This is a genomic window from Paraburkholderia sp. SIMBA_027 (assembly GCF_046535315.1).
GTDB lineage: Bacteria > Pseudomonadota > Gammaproteobacteria > Burkholderiales > Burkholderiaceae > Paraburkholderia > Paraburkholderia tropica.
The window spans coordinates 1-271 of sequence record NZ_JAWRWY010000612.1; the positions used below are offsets into that span (position 1 = coordinate 1).

Annotated in this window: 1 protein-coding gene; it reads right to left on the reverse strand. The window is 63.8% G+C overall.

The features are described from left to right. Window positions 1-271 (reverse strand): ABC transporter substrate-binding protein (locus SB764_RS40465; RefSeq protein WP_410866821.1); only part of this gene is annotated, 271 nt, incomplete at both ends.

Consider the following 271-nt stretch of genomic DNA (forward strand, 5'->3'; position numbering starts at 1 on the left):
CTTGACGAAGGAGTTGATGGCCGGGTTAGGGCCGATGTAGGTCGCGTCGATAGCGCCGGCGTTCAACGCTTCCACAGCGGCTCGGCCTGCGTTGAAGACCTGCGTGGTGAGCTTGGTGCTGCCGAGGTCCTTGGCGATGATGCCCTTGCTGATGCCAACCAAGGCCGGAGCATGGGTGACGTTGCTGAAGTAGCCGAGCCGGAGTTCGGCAGCCGGTGAAGTGGCCGCGCTCGGGGCGGCTTGGTTGTTCTGGGAAACGGCGGAGGCAACT